The sequence below is a fragment of the Pseudomonas rhodesiae genome (assembly GCF_007858255.1).
GTDB classification, from domain to species: Bacteria; Pseudomonadota; Gammaproteobacteria; order Pseudomonadales; family Pseudomonadaceae; genus Aquipseudomonas; species Aquipseudomonas rhodesiae.
Window position 1 is genome coordinate 42579 of sequence record NZ_VFEU01000012.1, and the last position, 15050, is coordinate 57628.

Here is a 15050-nt window from a genome sequence, read left to right on the forward strand (position 1 = left end):
ACCCTACGCTAGCCCTTTGCGGAGGCCCAAGCATGCTCACTCATCCCCATATCGTCCTGACCCTGCGTCGGCACCACCTATTCAGCCAGCTCCCGGAAAAAACCTTCCAGGATGTCTGCACCCTGGCCAATCTCAAGCGCGTGCCCGGTCACACCCCGCTGCTGCATCAGGGCGAGGCGGCCGAGCGTTTTTTCCTGTTGGTCAGCGGGCAGATCAAGCTGCATCGGGTCACCGGTGAAGGCCAGGAACATCTGGTGGAGGTGATCCAACCCGGTCAGACGTTCGCCGAGGCGCTGCTGTTCACCGCGGCCAAGGCGTATCCGGTAAGCGCCACGGCGCTCAAGGACAGCGTGCTGGTGAGCATCGAAGGCCAACACTACCGGCGCGCGCTGGAAGATCAGCCGAAGATCTGCCTGGCGATTCTGGGCAGCATGAGCATCCACCTGCATCAGCGCCTCAAGGACATCGACACCTTGACCCTGGCCAACGCCAGCCGCCGGGTGATCAATTTTCTGTTCCAGGAGCGCAATGCAGTCAGCGGCGAGGTGGTGTTGCAGGTCCCCAAGCGCCTGGTGGCGTCCAAGCTGGGGATCCAGCCGGAGACGTTTTCAAGGATTCTGCACCGGCTGGTGGAGGGTGGGTTGATCGAAGTCCAACGGCGCACCATCCGCATCTTGAGCGAAGAACAGTTGATGGGGTATCAGGCCGGCTGACGTTCAACCACCCCCCTCCCCATCCGCTCCAGGCTGCGCCACAGCCAAACCGGCAAGACGTCCGGGTCCAGGCTGTCGATCAGGTTCTTGACCCCCAAGCCCAACTCGGTATCGCCTTCGATCACTAGCCGGCGCCGGAAGAACAGCGTATCCGGGTCCTCCTGCCGGCTGGCCAGCAACAAGAACTCCCGCCAGTTGCCGCTGATGCTCACCTGGGCCTGGGCCTTTTCGGCGATGCGCAAGCCGTCCCGCGCCAGGGTCAGGTACCAGCACAGTCCCAGGTCGGGAATGCGCAGGCACAGCCAGCGCCCACGCAGCAGGTCGAACCCGCCGTCGCGCAGCGGTTCGGCCAGGCAGCGGTTGAGGGTTTGTTGCAGCGCGTGGCGCTGCACCGTGAACGGCACATGCCGCAGCAACGGCAACAGACGGTCAGCGCCTTTGAGCAACCACGCTTTACGCTTTAGCACAGGCCCACCTCCTCGACGCGCAGCATGCCCGCTTGGCCATGCCAGTAGCCGTTGCAGCCATCCACATACAGCGGCGGCGTGGCGCCGTGGCGCACCTGATCAAAGGCTTTGACGATGCCCACCATGCCCTCGGCCCGTGGGCTCAACCGCAGCAGATCGGCGCCGCACTGCACCAACCCGGCGTAGTCGGCCAACAGGTTGGTGACCTCGGCCGACATCGTCTGAATGCCATTGAGGGTAAACAGTGCCTGGCCTTCCTGGCTGGTCAGGGGCATGCCGTCGGGGTAGTTGAGGCAGCAGAAGCGGCAGTCATCCTTGGGTCGGTTTTCCGCGCGGGCGGTAAAGCAGCGTGCCGAATAGGCCAGGGGCAGATGGCCGTAGGCGAAGATTTCCACTTCGGGCAATGGCCGCCCCAGTTCGCGCACCTGCTCCAGCACATCGGCGATCAGGTCCTGGGAACACTCCACTGGCGGCACCCAGCGCTGCATACCGGCGTCGAGCAGTTGCACCAGGGCGTGGCCGTTGTAGAGGTTGAGCGCCGGGCCGCCGACAAAGGGCAACTTGCGTTCCACCAGCATCTGCACCGCGCCCATGTCGTTGGCTTCCACCAGCAGCTCGCCGTTGTCGCACAGGCGGCGCAGGCTCGACAGTTCGGAGGCGGCCTCGATCAGGGTCAGGCTCGACAACACGATCTGCGCCGAGGTGCAGGCCTGCAACTCGCGGCCCAGGCCCAGCCAATGGTCGAAGGACATGGCGCGGCGCTTGGCGCACACGGTTTCCCCCAGGTAGATCACGTCCAGGGGCAAGCCGGCCATGTCCGAATAGAAACGACCCAAGTGGTCTTTGTCCCAGTAAAACAGCACCGGTCCGAGGCTGAGTTTCATCAGGCGCTCCTTATTGCCATGCACGGTGGTAGGCGCCCAGGGTGGTCTGGCTGCCTTCGGATAACCCGGCCAACACCTGGCGCCACTGGTCCTGCACCGCAAAACGGGCAGGCGCAAGGCGGTGGGCGTCCAGCGCGGCGCGCCAGACTCGGGTGACTTGCTCCACATAGGCCGGGCTGCGTTGCCGGCCTTCGATCTTGATGGCCGCCACCCCCATGGCACTGAGTTCGGGCAACAGGTCCAGGGTGTCCAGGCTGGTGGGTTCCTCCAGGGCATGGAAGCGCTTGCCCTCCACCAGGAAGCGGCCCTTGCACAGGGTCGGGTAACCGGCCGGTTCATCGGCGGTGTAGCGGTCGATCAGCACATCGCTCAGGCGCGCGCTGAGGCCATCGGCGTCCTCGCTCCAGCGCACCGCTTTGGCCGGCGAACACACGCCGCACAGGTTGGGCGACTCGCCGGTGATGTAGGAAGACAAATGGCAGCGCCCCTCGGCCATGATGCACAGGCTGCCGAAGCCGAATACTTCGATGGGCACCGGGCTGCTGGCGGCAACCTGCTTGACCTGGGCCAGGGACAGCACGCGGGGCAGCACGGCGCGGCGGATGTCATAGCGCTCGGCGTAGAACTTCAACGCCGCGCCGTGGGTGGCCGAGCCTTGTACCGACAGGTGCAACGCCATCTGCGGATGGTGCCGGTGGGCGTAGTCGAGCACCCCTGGGTCGGCGGCGATCAGCGCGTCCACACCATGGTCCGCGGCGCGATCCACGGCGCGTTGCCAGCGCGCCCAGATCTTCGGCTGCGGATAGGTGTTGACCGCCACATAGAGCTTGCGCTGGTGCTGACGGATAAACGCGACGGCGCCGTCGAACTGCTTATCGTCCATGTTCAGCCCGGCGAAATGTCGGGCATTGGTGTCATCGCGAAAACCAACGTACACCGCGTCGGCGCCTTGGCGCACCGCCGCTTTGAGCGCAGGCAAGTTGCCTGCCGGGCAAACCAGTTGCATGGGGGTTCCTCACAGGAATTCAGTGAAAGACAAGAAGGCCACCGGGTCGTCCCTGACCACCCGCTGTTCGCGTTCGACAATGGCCAGGCCGTCGGCCCAGCACGCGGCCGACAACATCGCCGAGCTTTGCTGCGGATGCACGGTGACGCGCAATTGCCCGTGCGCATCGCTGTCCAGGCGGGCGCGCAGGTACTGGCGACGCTGGTTGGGATGGGGCCATTCGAACCCTGCCGGCACTTGCACCGGGGTGGGCAGTACCTGTGTCATGCCCTGGGCCCGTAGCAGAAACGGGCGCAGCACCACCAGCGCGGTGATCAGCGCCGCCGACGGGTTACCCGGCAGCCCCAACCAGGGCTTGCCCGCCACGGTGCCGAAAGCCAGCGGCTTGCCGGGCTGGATCGCCAGGCGCCAGAAATTCACCTGGCCCAGGGCTTCGATGGCCTGCTTGAGGTGATCCTCCTCGCCCACCGACACCCCGGCCGAGGTCAACAGCAGGTCGCACTCCGACGAGGCCAGCGCCAGGGCATCGCGGCTGGCCGCCAATTGGTCGGCCATCACGCCATAGTCATGCACGTCCACGCCCCAGCCGCGCAGCAGCGCCGCCAGGCAATGGCGGTTGCTGTTGTAGATCTGCCCAGGGACCAGGGTCTCGCCGGGTTCGCGCAATTCGTTGCCGCTGCTGAGCAGGCATACGCGCAACGGCCGATAGACTTTTACCCGTGGGATACCGGCCGAGGCCAGCAAGCCGATTTCCTGGGCGCGCAGGCGTTGCCCGGCACTGATCAATGTGGCGCCACGGCGTAGTTCTTCGCCCTGTTTGCGCACATGCTCACCCAGGCGCACCGGCGGGCACCACACGCGCTGCGCATACACCCGGCAGCGCTCCTGGGGCACCACGCTGTCGGCCCCGGGCGGCAACGGCGCGCCGGTAAAGATGCGCACCGCCTCCCCCGCCTCCAGGCTTTGCTGGCGACTTTGCCCAGCAGCCACGCGCCCGGCCACCAGCAGATAGCCGCCTTCGGCCGGCACATCTGCGGCGCGCAGGGCATAGCCGTCCATGGCGCTGTTGTCCCAACTCGGCAGATCCAGAGGCGAAAACACGTCCTCGGCCACCACCCGGCCCAGGGCTTCAGACAGACCGATCACCTGGGTCGCCGGTGGCGGCGGCGCCTGGGCCAGCAATTGGGCAATGGCGTCGTCCACCGGCATCAGGTGCCCGGCGTCGCACACCGAGGCGCTCATAAGCGCGCCCCGCAGGCCGCCACGTTCTGGTTGGCCTGGGCCTTGAGGTGCGGCACGAAATTGCACGGGCCGGTGCGGCTGTCCAACTGCCCCGCGAGGATCTGGTCCCAGGCGGTGCGGCACGCGCCTGGCGAGCCCGGCATGCAGCACACCAGCACGCCGTTGCTGAGGCCGGCCAGTGCGCGCGATTGCAGGGTCGAGGTGCCGATTTCGGCCAGGGACACCTGGCGGAACAGCTCGCCGAAGCCGTCGACCTGTTTATCGAGCAATGGCGCCACCGCCTGGGGCGTGTTGTCACGGGCGGTAAAACCGGTGCCGCCGGTCATCAGCACCACCTGCACGTCAGGGTCGGCGATCCACAGCGATACCTGCGCGCGGATCTGGTAGATGTCGTCGATCACCAGGCCACGGTCGACCAGCACATGACCGGCGCCTTGCAGACGGTCCACCAGGGTCTGGCCGGAGGTGTCGGTGGCGAGGGTGCGCGTGTCGCTGATGGTCAGCACGGCGATGTTCAGGGGGACAAAATCCCGTTGGGTCAAATGGGCCATGATCCAGGCTCCAGGCATTGAAAAGTGAGCGTCAGCCTGCGCCGCAATGAGCGCAGGGCCTATTCCTCCAAGGAGGTATGCCGGTCAGGGGGCCAGGCGCGTGTGCTGCCAGGTGCCCGCGTGCAGGCGGTAGTCGAGGCGGTCATGCAGGCGGTCGGGGCGGCCTTGCCAGAACTCGATGCGTTGCGGTTGCAGGCAGTAGCCGCCCCAGTGCTCGGGGCGTGGCGGTTGGCGCCCGGCGAAGCGCTCGGTGACTTCGCGCAGGCGGCCTTCCAGCTCGCTGCGATGGGCCAGAGGCTGGCTTTGGGGCGAGGCCCAGGCGCCCAACTGGCTGGCGGCCGGACGCGCGTCGAAATAGTCGTCGGACAATTGCGTATCGGCGCGCACCACCGGCCCTTCTATGCGTACCTGACGCTCCAGCCCCGGCCAGAAAAACGTCATGGCCGCATGGGGGTTGCTCGCCAATTCCTGCCCCTTGGCACTCTGGTAATTGCAGAAAAAGAAAAACCCATCGGCACTAAAACCCTTGAGCAGCAGGATGCGGCAGTGGGCATGCCCTTGGCTGTCAACGGTGGCCAGGGCCATGCTGTTGGCCTCGGCGGGCGGCACTTCGGTCTTGCGCGCCTGGCTCAGCCATTGGCCGAACAGCTCGATGGGATCGGCCTGCGCGGCTTCGTCCCGCAGACCATACAGGGTGTAGTTACGGCGCAATTGTGCAAGGGACAGGGGCATGGCGCGGTCCTCCGGAAAGTTCGCCACAGTGTGGGAACTGCCGCGGCTTTATCCCTTGATCACGATCAACATTCGCCCGTGGCATGACGCCGCATGGGGCTACTTGAGCCCCAATCTGCGCGCCAGCTTGTGCAGGTTGCTGGAATCAAGCCCCAGCACCCGCGCGGCACCGGCCCAGTTACCGCTGCAATGGGCAAGGGCTTGGCGGATCTTATCGCGCTGGCAGTCATCCACGGCGGCGGCCAATGGCTGAAACGACTCCCCCGGCACCGGGGCCGGTTGCGTTGTGGCCGTGCTGTCGCCCAGGCCCAGCCACTGCGGCTCCAGGCTCGTGGGCGCGCGGCGGCCGGCTCGACACAGCAGTTTTAACGCCGCGCGGCTGATTACATGCTCCAGCTCGCGCACATTGCCCGGCCAGGCATAACTTTGCAGCGCCTGACGGGCCGTCGGCGACAGGCACAGCTCGCGCATGCCCAGGGCGGCGCGGCTGCGTTCGACAAAGTGCTCGGCCAACACCAGCACGTCGTCGCCGCGCTCGCGCAGGGCCGGGATCGCCACCGGGTACACCGAAAGGCGGTGATAGAGGTCGGCGCGAAACAGGCCGTCGCGCACGCGCTCCGCCAGATCGCGATTGGTGGCGGCGACGATACGCACATCCACGTGCAACGGGCGGTCGGCGCCCAAACGCTGGATCTCGCCGTTTTGCAGGGTGCGCAGCAACTTGGCCTGAACGCTCAGCGGCAGTTCCCCCACCTCGTCAAGAAACAGCGTGCCGCCATTGGCCGCATCGAAACGCCCGGCACGGTCGTGGCTGGCGCCGGAGAACGCACCTTTGACATGGCCGAACAGCTCGCTCTCGGCCAGCGCTTCCGGCAGCGCCGCGCAGTTGACCTGCACCAGCGGCCGCCGGCTGCGCCGCGACTGACGGTGCAGGCGCCGGGCAAACAGTTCCTTGCCCACGCCGGTCTCGCCTAGCAACAGCACCGGTAACTCGGTCTGCGCCAGCACCGCCAGCTCGTCGAGCAATTGGCGCAATACCCGGCTGTGGCCGAGGATCTCGTCGGCCGGTAGGGTCGCCTCGACCCTGATCGGGTTGGCGCTACCCTGGCATAGGGTGGTCATGATCACCTCACGTTGAAATAAAGCTCTACTTATCAATACGTTGCCGTTTGGCATGGCGCCTGCAACGGCCCGTGCAACCGTTAGCCCCGATGAGGACACCCGATGAACCTGAGCGACTGGAACACCCAACCCCAGGATCAACTGATCGATCACCTGCTGGCCCGCTACCACGCCCGGCATCGCGAGCAACTGCCGGAGCTGATTGGCCTGGCCAGCCGTGTCGAGCAAGTCCACGGTCATCATCTGCAATGCCCCAACGGCCTTGCGGACCTGCTGCGCGACATCCAGCAGGAACTGGAGAACCACATGCTCAAGGAGGAACAGGTACTGTTCCCGATGCTGCAGATGGGCATGGGCGCCCAGGCGAGCATGCCCATCCAGGTCATGCGGCATGAGCATGACCAGCACGGTGAGGCGCTGGAGCAACTGTTGAACCTGACCGATCGCCTCTCGCCGCCGGCAGGCGCTTGCGGCACGTGGCGCAGCTTGTATAGCCACTTGGCGACTTTTCATGACGACCTGCGCGAGCACATCCGCCTGGAAAACCAGGTGCTGTTTGCCCGGGCGCTGAACCCGGCGGCCTGATCAGCGCACCATCAGTTTGGCCAGTACTACGATCAGCACCATATGCCCCAGGATGCTGCGGCGGATCCACGTCGCACGCCGGGGGCTCAAGCGCTGATGACTGAGCAGATAGGCCAGCCACACGTAGTGGCCGATGATGCTCAGGGCCAGCACGATCTTGAGGCTCAGCAACGCGGCAAAATGGCTGCCCCACGGCACGCTGAACACCCCGCGGTAATGCCAGGCCAAGCCGATACCGGCGCCGTACAGCACCACCACCACGGCATGCAGCACCCGCCGCGTGCGCCGGGCGATGGCGTGGTCCGAGGTGAACTGCGCCGACCACGCCAGCTCTTGGCGCGCGCTGTGCCAGATCACCACTTCAAAAAACAGCGTGCCGATAAAGGCGATGGCCGCCAGCAGATGCACGATCAGTAAGCCAGAGTAGAGCATTGCGTTCTCCTAACCGGGATGGCCATCGACACGTGGGCGGCACAGCATCGGGCCGTAGCGCCACAGGTACAGGCCGAGTCCGACGGTCCAGCAGACCGCCGCCAGCCACAGTGCGGCGAGCGGCCACACCAATACCAGCAGCACGCGGCAGACAGCGGCCAGGTTCAGCAGTACAAAGGCCAGGGTCATGCCGCTGGGCGGCTGCAAGGGCCGGCCGGTGTGACCAAGGCTGACGCGGGCGATCATCGCCAGAATCAACCCGCCCATGGCGCCCACCGTCAAGGCGTGCACCGCCAGGCTGGGGTTGAGCGGCGCGCCGAAATGCCACAGCGCCATGCCCAGGCACGCCACCGCGAGCCAGGCATACGCCAGGTGCAGCGACCACAGCAGCGGCACCCGCCACAGACCCCGGTCATGCCAGCGCAACAGACGCACCACATGCCCCGCCGCCAGCGCGGCGAACAGCACGCCGGTCCAGGGGCTGGCCGACAGCGACAACCCTACGGCATACAACACCGCCACCAGCAGCGAGCCGCCGAGCAACAGACGGTCCAGCCACGGCCACGGCTTGACCGCTTCGACCCGGCCCACACCGCGCTGGGTGAAGAACGGAATCACCCGCCCACCGATCAAGCCCATCATCGCCGCCACCAGCCACACGCCGGTCAACACCGACTGGCGCTGCCAGCCTTCGTCCTGGCGCCACAGCCCATACAGCGACAGCCCGTCCGCCACGGCCAACAGCGCCAGCACCAGCACCACCGGGTAATTGCGCGACTGCCGCACTTGCCAAAGGGTCCAGCCCATCACGCCGGCGACGGCCAGCGGGAACGCCAGCTCCAGCAGTGTGAGCACCGGCCAGGGCAAATCCAGCAGCCAACCGATGCGCGCCGCCAGCCACAACGCCGCCAGCCCCTGCAAGGCGCCGCCGCTGAGCCCCGGGCGGCCGGTCCAAGTCTGCACGGCCGTGAGCAAGAACCCGGCGATGATCGCCAGGCCAAAGCCGAACAGCAGTTCATGCCGATGCCAGGCCAGCCAACCGCCGGCTGGTTGCCAGGCCCCCGTGTGCCCGCCCAGGGCCAGCAGCCATAACGGGATAACCAACGCGGCCAACAGGCAGGCGCCGAGGAAAAATGGCCGGAAAGCCAGGCGAAACAACGGGGTAATCGACAAGGCCTTGCGCCGATCGAGCACTTGCATAACAGGGTCTCCCTTCAGGACTGTGACGATGTTGCGCCGATGGCCGTGCGTTGCCCTTGTCGTAGATCAAGTCGCGGCCCAGCCATCGCGCGTACGCTTGCGCTACGCCAATATTGACTATCACCGTGGAGCCACGATGAAAAACGCCTACGTCCCCCTCGCCTGGTTTGTGATCCTTGGCTCCATGCTCGCTGCGGCCAGCGGCGTGTCCCTGGTGTTGGTGTGAACGCCCCGCTGATTTTCAAGGAGCCAGGCCGGGTGTTGCATCGCGTGCATCACCAGATCCTGCGCAGCCACCACCTGTTCGAACCGCTGAACGAGGAGGAACTGGACGACTTGATGAGCAGCAGCCAGTTGCTCAGCGTCGACAAAGGCGAGCCGTTGTTCCGCCAGGGCGAGCCGGCCGAGGCGTTTTATTTCGTGATTGCCGGCGCGGTGAAGATCTACCGCCTGACCCCGGATGGCCAGGAGAAGGTCTTTGAGGTGATCGGCGAGCGACAGACCTTCGCCGAGGCGATGATGCTGATGGACACTCCCAACTATGTGGCCTGCGCTGAAGCGGTGTGCCCGACCCAGTTGTACCGGTTGTCCAACGCCACCTATATGCGCCTGTTGCACAGCAACAGCCGCCTGACCTTTGCCCTGCTCGGCAAGCTGTGTGTGCGCCTGCACCAGCGGGTCAACGAGATCGAAACCCTGTCGCTGAAAAACGCTACGCACCGTGTGGTGCGCTATCTGCTGACCCAACTGATGCACTTGCACGGCGGTGACAGCCGTTTTGAACTGCCGATGGCCAACCAGTTGATCGCCGGGCACCTGTCGATCCAGCCGGAGACGTTTTCGCGAATTATCCGGCGCTTGATCGACGAACACATCATCACTCAGGACGGTCGCCAGATCACCATTCTCGACCGTGCGCGCCTGGAGCAATTCGAGTGAAAACCTGCCTGTATTGCCAACGGCGCAACGCGCTGGAACGCGATACCTGCGAAGGCTGCGGCATGCCGCTGCCGGCGTCCGAGGCCAGCGGCATGGCCCGCCGACTGAGCCGCTTCCAATGGTTCTGCGTGGGCCTCACGCTGTTTTGCGTCGCCATGTTCTTCTGGCTGCCACGGGACATCTACTGACGTTCGGTCAATTGCCGGTACAGCTGCGGTAAGCGCTGGGGCAACTGGCCGGGTTGGCGGATCAGGGTAAAGCCATGGGCACCGAACATGTACGGCAGGTAGTCGCCGGCCTGTTTGTCGATGGTGATACAGAACGGGATCAACCCCTGGCGCCGCGCCTCCAACACCGCCTGACGGGTGTCTTCGACGCCGTAGCGTCCTTCATACAGGTCCAGGTCATTGGGCTTGCCGTCGGTCAACAGCAACAGCAATTTGCGCCGTTGGGCGCAGGCCCCGAGCAACTGGGTGGCTTGGCGAATGGCCGCGCCCATGCGCGTGTAGTACCCGGGCTTGAGCGCTTGGATCGCGCCGCGGGTGTGGTCGTCGTAGGGTTGCGCAAAACTTTTGAGCTGTTGCAAACGCACCTGATGGCGACGCAGGGATGAAAACCCATACAGCGCAAAACGATCCCCCGCCCCCGCCAGGCTTTCGCCGAACAGCAGCAGGCTGTCGCGGATCACGTCGATCACGGTTTGCTCGTCGTTCAGGTGCGCATCGGTGGACATCGACACGTCCGCCAGCAGCAAGCACGCGAGGTCGCGATGGTGGTGACGCTGCTCCAGGAACAGCCCCCGTTCGGCACAGGCGCCGTGCTGACGCTCGACGTGAAAATCCAGCCAGGCCTGCAAGTCCAATTCACTGCCTTGGGCTTGCTGGCGCTGCCACTGGCGGTCGGTGCGCAGGCGCATAAATTGCTGGCGCAGGCGCCGAGCCTCGGCGTGTAGACGGGGCGGCAAGGGTTGTGGCTGGGCGTCGCGCGGTTGCATCGTTTGCAGATTGACGAAGCCGTCTTGCAGGCACTGGCGGCGGTAGTCCCATTCGGGCAGTCTGATGCCCTCCCCCAAGGGAAGGTCATCCACATCCGCCGGCGGCAGGTCCAGGTGCAGCTTGAGGCCGCCGCTCTTGCGCACCCGCTGGCGCGACAGGCTCAAGTGGTCGAGGTCTTCGGCGACACGGGCGGCGTCGGGGTCGTGGCTGTCATCGGACCAGCGATCAAGCTCGACGTGTTCGCTCCAACTGAACAGGTTCTCCAGGCGCACCACCAGCAGGCCGCCGTCGCGGCTGTGATCGTCCACACGGCTGGCACGCTTGGGCGCGCCCTGCTGCTCGCCGGGCGGGGTGGCGAAGTCGTCGCCGTCGTGATCTTCACCGTTCAGGGCTTGAGGCGAATCCAGGCGCAACGGCGGATAGAGCCATAAGGGCAGCGGCCAGGCGGCACGTTCGCTACGGGGCAGCTGGCGCACACTGCCCGGCTCGCGCAGGGCCTTGCGCAAGGCGTTTTCCAGGGTGGCTTCAGCGCGATTGAGGCTGGCCGGGTCGGGGCGCAGCGCGATATGGGCTTCCACCAAACGCTGGTAGCTGGGCAGCAGCGCCGGGTAGCGTTGCAGCAGCAGCCAGGTCCAGCGTTGGTTGTCCCGGGCCCAATGGGTCATGGGGCCGGCGTGGGCGGCCAGCAGCGCCAGCCAGCGGTACAACTCCAGGTTCAACGCGACGGTCGGGAACACCGCCAGGCTCGACGGCAGGCGCAGGCGGTTGCCATCGCAGCAGGCCAGTGGCGCCTGCTTGCAGGTGCCGGCGATGCGCATCAGCAGGTTGCGACGCAGCAGCAGGTCGCGCTCGCTGGCGGCTTCCAGGGCGATCCCACTGGCACCGCCCAGGGCACGGAACAATAGCGCCAGGCTGCGCTGGCGGTCGGCCAGATCGACCCGCGCGTGGGGAAAATCCACGCGGGCACGGCGGGTGATAAAGCGATGCCAGACACTGCCGACCCACTCTTCCAGCTCCAGGGTAAAGGCCATGGGATGGGCTCCAAGTTAGGGGATTTGACGGGCACGCCGGGATCCAAATGTGTGAGGGGCTGCAGCTGGGCAGAGGTGTCTAAACAAATTCCACAGACTGACACCTGACGCTGTGGTGAGCAGGCTTGCCCTGCGCTGGGCCGCGCAGCGCCCCCCCAGCCAGACGCCTCGGTATACCAGATGAAACGCATCGTCTGGAATGGGGCTGCTTCGCAGCCCAGCGCAGGGCAAGCCTGCTCACTACCACAAATCTGCTCCCACATTTGGATCGCGTTACTTTCAGTAGACGATCGGCACCGCTGCTCCAGCCATCCGGGCGCGTTGCCGGAAGCTGTACAGGTAGCAGAGCAGCCCAAGCAGGAACACCAGGCCGCAAACCAATCGGGCCCAGAACAGCAGGCGCAGATGCTCCACCGTAGCCATGAACGGCAGTGCCACGCCATCCACCGGCCAGCGCTGCAACCACACTTGCACGGCGCCGGCGGCGGTGAGGAACAGCGTGATCATCACCATCGACAGCACCATCATCCAGAAGCCCCACACTTCGACGGTCTGCGAGCGCGCATCCGGCGCTTCACCGATTCCGCGCAAGCGCGGCATGGCGTAGCTGATCAGGGTCATCACGATCATGGCGTAGGCGCCGAAGAACGCCAGGTGGCCGTGAGCCGCCGTGAGCTGAGTGCCGTGGGTGTAGAAGTTGACCGGTGCCAGGGTATGCAGGAACCCCCATACACCCGCGCCGAAAAACGCCGTGACCGTGGTGCCCTTGGCCCACAACGTCGCCGCGCGATTAGGGTGCTGGCGCCGCCGGCGTTTGACCATGGTGAAGGCGAACATCACCATCGCCAGGAACGGCAGCGGTTCCAGGGCCGAGAAGATCGAACCGACCCACAGCCACACCTGCGGTGCGCCGATCCAGAAAAAGTGGTGGCCGGTGCCGATGATGCCGGTGATCAAGGCCATGGCGATGATCACGTACAACCATTTTTCCACTACTTCGCGGTCGACCCCGGTGACCTTGATCAGCACGAACGCCAGCATCGAGCCCATGATCAATTCCCACACGCCTTCCACCCACAGATGCACCACCCACCACCAGTAGAACTTGTCCCGCGCCAGGTTGCCGGGGTTGTAGAAGGAGAACAGGAAGAACACCGCGAGGCCGATCAGACCGGTCATCATCACCAGGCTGACCGTGGTTTTGCGGCCTTTGAGCAGGGTCATGCCGATGTTGTAGAGAAAGCCCAGGCACACCACCACGATGCCCATTTTGGTGATGGTCGGTTGCTCTAGAAACTCACGCCCCATAGTCGGCAGCAATTCGTTGTGGGTCAGTTTGGCCAGCGCCGCATACGGCACCAGCAGGTAGCCGAGAATGGTCAGCACCCCCGCCACGGCGAACACCCAGAACAGCAGAATCGCCAGTTTGGGGCTGTGCAGCTCGCGGTCGGCCTCTTCGGGCACCAAGTAATACGCGGCCCCCATAAAGCCGAACAGTAGCCACACGATCAGCAGATTGGTGTGAACCATCCGCGCCACGTTGAAAGGAATCAGCGGGAACAGAAAGTCGCCGATTACGTATTGCAGGCCCATGATCAGCCCGAACAGCACCTGGCCGACGAACAGCATCAGCGCAAACACGAAGTAGGGTTTGGCCACGGCCTGGGATTGGAATTTCAGATAGGGGTTGGCGCTGCGCATGGCTCAGCCCTCCTTGTTCGGTGGCCATTTATTGGTATCGATCTTCGAACTCCATTTAAGGAACTCGGCCATGTCATCCACCTCTTGGTCAGTGAGGTTGAATTGCGGCATGGCCCGGCGCCCCTGTACACCCAGGGGCTGCATTTTCATCCAGGCATGCAGGAACGGTTTAAACCCCTCTTCACCCCCGCGCCGCTTGAACACATTGCCCAGCTCCGGCGCAAAGTAAGCGCCCTCGCCGAGCAGGGTGTGGCAGCCGATGCAATTGTTGCGCTCCCACACACCCTTGCCGCGCACCACCGATTCGGTGAGCTGGTCAACGTTGCTGCGGGTGGGAAAGGTTTGTTCGGTGTGATAGGTCAGGGCCAGGAAAATCAGGAAGAAGAACACGCTTCCTCCGAAGTAGATACTCCTGGCCATGCCCTTGGTGAAGGTATCTGACATGGTCGCTTCCTCATGGCTTGGCGGGGGTCATGATAGGAAGGCGGCGGGCGAAAACGGCTTGATGGCGATCAAGAAATGTTGATGGTTTTGGTCGGGTATGGAACGGACCCACCTGCCACTTCATTCGGCACAAATGGGAGTGCTCTAAACGAGCTTCAGCGCATGAGGGCGGAAGGAGAAACACGCGCTAATAGTCTCGTCTGGCCGCAAGTGCGACCGCTGGACTAGGTTTTTTTCTTCCGGTTCTTTACGGAACTAAAAATCCACTAGCAATCACAGGACGTAGCCAGTAAGCTACATTAAATTGTATGACCAATCTGATCGGCAGGACGCCGGAGTTCGATACATGGCTCGACGGTATGAGAGATATCGATGGAAAAGCCGCTGTACTGACGCGGTTGGATCGAGCCGAGGAAAACAACTTCGGCGATTGTGAACCCGTTGGCGACGGCATGAGTGAAATGCGTGTGTTTGTCGGGCCTGGCTACAGAATTTATTTTGTGCGTACGGGTATCGCTGCTTACTTGATGCTTTGGGGCAGCGATAAAACCGACCAGAAAAGAGCGATCAAACGGGCAAAAGAGATTCTCGATGCCCTGAGAGGTGGATGAAATGACTGAATCGAAATTCAAACCCGAGGACATGCCGGTCCTCGATCTTGATACCTCCGGCACAAGCGTTTATGAGGCTTCGCGCTTCCTCGACAGCCCGGAAACCATCAGCGCTTATCTGGCGCAAAGCATGCAATCGCACGACCCGCAGTTGCTGATGAAAGCGCTTGCCGAAGTGGCCAAGGCCCAAGGTGTGAACAAGGTGGCGGAAGCTGCGGGGGTTAATCGCGAGAGCCTGTATAAAACGCTCAAGGGTGGCTCGAAAACCCGTTATGAAACGGTCCAGAAGCTGATGCTGGCCTTAGGTGTCGAACTGACTGTACAGCCGATTGCAGCAGCGAGGCTCAAGAGAACTGTACGAACCAAGCCGTCGGCGCCCGGTAAGCTCTGAGCGA

Annotated in this window: 16 protein-coding genes and 2 pseudogenes; 6 read left to right on the forward strand and 12 right to left on the reverse strand. The window is 64.2% G+C overall.

Annotated features, from left to right (window positions below):
- Positions 1-32: 32 nt before the first annotated feature.
- Positions 33-713: a Crp/Fnr family transcriptional regulator gene (locus tag FIV35_RS18150; RefSeq protein ID WP_034138461.1), complete on the forward strand. Its 681-nt coding sequence runs from the start codon at positions 33-35 to the stop codon at positions 711-713.
- Here the strand turns inward: FIV35_RS18150 and ubiT are convergent.
- From ubiT to norR, 7 genes and pseudogenes are all read right to left on the reverse strand, one after another.
- On the reverse strand, positions 701-1180 hold the full coding sequence (gene ubiT / locus FIV35_RS18155) for a ubiquinone anaerobic biosynthesis accessory factor UbiT (protein WP_034138462.1): 480 nt from the start codon (positions 1178-1180) through the stop codon (positions 701-703). The two genes, FIV35_RS18150 and ubiT, sit on opposite strands and share 13 nt — an antisense overlap.
- Positions 1174-2064, reverse strand: a complete 891-nt coding sequence (locus FIV35_RS18160) for a U32 family peptidase (protein WP_034138463.1) — start codon at positions 2062-2064, stop codon at positions 1174-1176. Before FIV35_RS18160 ends, ubiT begins: the two co-directional genes overlap by 7 nt.
- A 10-nt stretch (positions 2065-2074) precedes the next feature.
- The gene (ubiU, locus tag FIV35_RS18165; protein ID WP_034138464.1) at positions 2075-3070 is read right to left on the reverse strand and encodes a ubiquinone anaerobic biosynthesis protein UbiU; all 996 of its coding nucleotides are present in this window, start codon (positions 3068-3070) and stop codon (positions 2075-2077) included.
- A gap of 9 nt (positions 3071-3079) precedes the next feature.
- On the reverse strand, positions 3080-4312 hold the full coding sequence (locus FIV35_RS18170) for a molybdopterin molybdotransferase MoeA (RefSeq protein WP_034098461.1): 1233 nt from the start codon (positions 4310-4312) through the stop codon (positions 3080-3082).
- Positions 4309-4863, reverse strand: a complete 555-nt coding sequence (gene moaB, locus FIV35_RS18175) for a molybdenum cofactor biosynthesis protein B (protein ID WP_034098463.1) — start codon at positions 4861-4863, stop codon at positions 4309-4311. The genes FIV35_RS18170 and moaB overlap by 4 nt, the downstream gene beginning before the upstream one ends.
- Positions 4864-4947: 84 nt before the next feature.
- Entirely contained in the window at positions 4948-5595 is a 648-nt protein-coding gene (gene pdxH / locus FIV35_RS18180; RefSeq protein WP_034098465.1) for a pyridoxamine 5'-phosphate oxidase, read from the reverse strand.
- Between the two features lie 99 nt (positions 5596-5694).
- A pseudogene (norR, locus tag FIV35_RS18185) lies at positions 5695-6654 on the reverse strand (nitric oxide reductase transcriptional regulator NorR); the annotation flags it as partial.
- 177 nt (positions 6655-6831) lie between these two features.
- On the opposite strand from norR, the pseudogene FIV35_RS18190 reads away from it, so the two are divergent.
- A pseudogene (locus FIV35_RS18190) lies at positions 6832-7302 on the forward strand (hemerythrin domain-containing protein); the annotation flags it as partial.
- On the opposite strand, the gene FIV35_RS18195 reads toward FIV35_RS18190, so the two are convergent.
- Together FIV35_RS18195 and FIV35_RS18200 are read right to left on the reverse strand one after the other, a co-directional pair.
- Positions 7303-7734, reverse strand: coding sequence for a membrane protein (locus tag FIV35_RS18195; RefSeq protein WP_034138465.1), 432 nt, complete (start codon positions 7732-7734; stop codon positions 7303-7305).
- 9 nt (positions 7735-7743) lie between these two features.
- Positions 7744-8934, reverse strand: a complete 1191-nt coding sequence (locus tag FIV35_RS18200) for an NnrS family protein (RefSeq protein ID WP_034138466.1) — start codon at positions 8932-8934, stop codon at positions 7744-7746.
- A 222-nt stretch (positions 8935-9156) separates the two neighbouring features.
- Here FIV35_RS18200 and FIV35_RS18205 point away from each other — a divergent pair, with 222 nt between their 5' ends.
- Positions 9157-9873: a Crp/Fnr family transcriptional regulator gene (locus FIV35_RS18205; RefSeq protein WP_269458205.1), complete on the forward strand. Its 717-nt coding sequence runs from the start codon at positions 9157-9159 to the stop codon at positions 9871-9873.
- Positions 9870-10061, forward strand: a complete 192-nt coding sequence (locus FIV35_RS18210; protein WP_034138468.1) for a hypothetical protein — start codon at positions 9870-9872, stop codon at positions 10059-10061. The genes FIV35_RS18205 and FIV35_RS18210 overlap by 4 nt, the downstream gene beginning before the upstream one ends.
- On the opposite strand, the gene FIV35_RS18215 is transcribed toward FIV35_RS18210, so the two are convergent.
- The 3 genes from FIV35_RS18215 to FIV35_RS18225 all read right to left on the reverse strand — a co-directional run bounded on the left by FIV35_RS18215 (position 10055) and on the right by FIV35_RS18225 (position 14044).
- Positions 10055-11899: a nitric oxide reductase activation protein NorD gene (locus FIV35_RS18215; RefSeq protein ID WP_034138469.1), complete on the reverse strand. Its 1845-nt coding sequence runs from the start codon at positions 11897-11899 to the stop codon at positions 10055-10057. The two genes, FIV35_RS18210 and FIV35_RS18215, sit on opposite strands and share 7 nt — an antisense overlap.
- A 279-nt stretch (positions 11900-12178) precedes the next feature.
- Positions 12179-13600 (reverse strand): cbb3-type cytochrome c oxidase subunit I, encoded by a 1422-nt coding sequence (locus FIV35_RS18220; protein WP_034138470.1) that lies wholly within the window; start codon positions 13598-13600, stop codon positions 12179-12181.
- Between the two features lie 3 nt (positions 13601-13603).
- Positions 13604-14044: a c-type cytochrome gene (locus FIV35_RS18225; protein WP_034138471.1), complete on the reverse strand. Its 441-nt coding sequence runs from the start codon at positions 14042-14044 to the stop codon at positions 13604-13606.
- 308 nt (positions 14045-14352) lie between these two features.
- On the opposite strand from FIV35_RS18225, the gene FIV35_RS18230 reads away from it, so the two are divergent.
- Both FIV35_RS18230 and FIV35_RS18235 read left to right on the forward strand, forming a co-directional pair.
- Positions 14353-14655: a type II toxin-antitoxin system RelE/ParE family toxin gene (locus FIV35_RS18230; RefSeq protein ID WP_034138472.1), complete on the forward strand. Its 303-nt coding sequence runs from the start codon at positions 14353-14355 to the stop codon at positions 14653-14655.
- A 1-nt stretch (position 14656) separates the two neighbouring features.
- Positions 14657-15046 (forward strand): addiction module antidote protein, encoded by a 390-nt coding sequence (locus FIV35_RS18235; RefSeq protein ID WP_034138473.1) that lies wholly within the window; start codon positions 14657-14659, stop codon positions 15044-15046.
- The last annotated feature ends 4 nt before the right edge of the window (positions 15047-15050 follow it).

What these genes read in the sequence shown, in the direction of transcription:
- FIV35_RS18150 (WP_034138461.1), top strand. Translation starts at nt 33, where the DNA reads ATGCTCACTCATCCCCATATCGTCCTGACCCTGCGTCGGCACCACCTA.
- FIV35_RS18160 (WP_034138463.1), bottom strand. Translation starts at nt 2,064, where the DNA reads ATGAAACTCAGCCTCGGACCGGTGCTGTTTTACTGGGACAAAGACCAC.
- ubiU (WP_034138464.1), bottom strand. Translation starts at nt 3,070, where the DNA reads ATGCAACTGGTTTGCCCGGCAGGCAACTTGCCTGCGCTCAAAGCGGCG.
- FIV35_RS18170 (WP_034098461.1), bottom strand. Translation starts at nt 4,312, where the DNA reads ATGAGCGCCTCGGTGTGCGACGCCGGGCACCTGATGCCGGTGGACGAC.
- moaB (WP_034098463.1), bottom strand. Translation starts at nt 4,863, where the DNA reads ATGGCCCATTTGACCCAACGGGATTTTGTCCCCCTGAACATCGCCGTG.
- pdxH (WP_034098465.1), bottom strand. Translation starts at nt 5,595, where the DNA reads ATGCCCCTGTCCCTTGCACAATTGCGCCGTAACTACACCCTGTATGGT.
- FIV35_RS18195 (WP_034138465.1), bottom strand. Translation starts at nt 7,734, where the DNA reads ATGCTCTACTCTGGCTTACTGATCGTGCATCTGCTGGCGGCCATCGCC.
- FIV35_RS18200 (WP_034138466.1), bottom strand. Translation starts at nt 8,934, where the DNA reads ATGCAAGTGCTCGATCGGCGCAAGGCCTTGTCGATTACCCCGTTGTTT.
- FIV35_RS18215 (WP_034138469.1), bottom strand. Translation starts at nt 11,899, where the DNA reads ATGGCCTTTACCCTGGAGCTGGAAGAGTGGGTCGGCAGTGTCTGGCAT.
- FIV35_RS18220 (WP_034138470.1), bottom strand. Translation starts at nt 13,600, where the DNA reads ATGCGCAGCGCCAACCCCTATCTGAAATTCCAATCCCAGGCCGTGGCC.
- FIV35_RS18225 (WP_034138471.1), bottom strand. Translation starts at nt 14,044, where the DNA reads ATGTCAGATACCTTCACCAAGGGCATGGCCAGGAGTATCTACTTCGGA.
- FIV35_RS18230 (WP_034138472.1), top strand. Translation starts at nt 14,353, where the DNA reads ATGACCAATCTGATCGGCAGGACGCCGGAGTTCGATACATGGCTCGAC.
- FIV35_RS18235 (WP_034138473.1), top strand. Translation starts at nt 14,657, where the DNA reads ATGACTGAATCGAAATTCAAACCCGAGGACATGCCGGTCCTCGATCTT.